The sequence below is a fragment of the Curtobacterium flaccumfaciens UCD-AKU genome, assembly GCF_000349565.1.
GTDB lineage: Bacteria > Actinomycetota > Actinomycetes > Actinomycetales > Microbacteriaceae > Curtobacterium > Curtobacterium poinsettiae.
Genome location: NZ_KB714625.1, coordinates 437 through 1,613, shown reverse-complemented (window position 1 = coordinate 1,613; position 1,177 = coordinate 437). Strand labels below are relative to the sequence as shown.

The following is a 1,177-nucleotide window of genomic DNA, read 5'->3' as shown; positions in this document are numbered from 1 at the left end:
GTCGTGCAGGGCGATGCAGTCCGCCCGCTCCGACGCCAGGGCGTAGCCGGTGCAGTACCAGACGTTCCGGCCCTTGCCGGGCTCCCCCGGCGCCAGGCCCGCACGCTCCAGTTCGGCGTCGAGCTCGCGCAGCCGCGGCCCGTCGTTCCACAGGATCCGGTGCCGCTGCGGCAGCCGCGAGAAGAACTCGCGGGCGTGCTCGAACTGCGAGCGGTCAGCCCGGTCGAGCCCGATCACGATCTCGCTGAGCCAGTCGGCCTCGGCCAGCTCGTCGACGATCCGCGACAGCGCCGGGCGCTCGAGCTCGGAGTACAGCGCCGGCAGGATCAGGCTCATCGGACGCTTCTCGGCGAAGCCCCGCAGGTCCTCTTCGAGGCTCGCGGTGCTGCGGCGACCGAGGTCGTGGAACGTCGTGATGACGCCGTTCTGGTGGAAGTCGCTCATCGGTGGCTCCTGACGGACGGGGTGGTGAACCGGGTGAGGCCCTCGGTCCAGCCCTGCGGGCCGGGGACGGTCGTGCGGTGGACGCGCTCGGGTCGGTCGTCGGCGAGCGGCCCCGGTGCCGGGCCGTGTCCGCGGACCACGACGGCGAAGTCGACGGCGTCGAGCAACGCGGTGTCGTTCGGGCCGTCGCCGAGTCCGATCGTGCGCGGGATCGTGCCCGTCCGGCGCTCGTGATCTACGATCAACGTCCGGACCGCCGCGCCCTTGTCGCGGCCCGTCGGCAGCACGTGCCAGAACCGGCCACCGCGCACCAGGTCGAGGCCGAGCGCGGCGAGCGCCGCGCGGAACGCGTCCGCCCGGTCGTCGTCCTCGGCGTGCCAGAGCAGGACCTCGGACGCCTCGCGCTGCTGCGCTCGTCCGGCGGCTTCGAGGTCGAGGCCCGTCCACGCGGCGACGACCGCGTCGGTCACGCCGCCGAAGGTCTCGAAGTGCAGCTCCAGTGACTGGCGGACGCGGACGAGCTCCGCGTGCAGCCGCTCGAGGTCCCCGTCGCGCGGTCCGACCAGCGCCTCGCCCGCCGGTCCGACCACGACCGCGCCGTTCTCCGCCACGAAGGCGTGCCCGTCGAGCCCGGTGCGGGTCTGCAGTGCCGTGATCTCGGCACGCGTCTTGCTGCTGCAGAACACCACGGGGACGTCGTCCGCCCGCAGCTGTTCGAGCATCGGCAGAGCCG

The 1,177-nt window shown here is 73.4% G+C and carries 1 protein-coding gene and 1 pseudogene; both read right to left on the bottom strand.

All coding sequences use genetic code 11. The annotated features are described in order from the left end of the window. Positions 1-444, bottom strand: a pseudogene (locus H489_RS29915) (glucosyl-3-phosphoglycerate synthase); the annotation flags it as partial. Further along, the coding region (locus tag H489_RS29910) for an HAD-IIB family hydrolase (RefSeq protein ID WP_031259915.1) at positions 441-1,177 on the bottom strand (737 nt) is incomplete at its 5' end. The pseudogene H489_RS29915 and the gene H489_RS29910, both read right to left, overlap by 4 nt.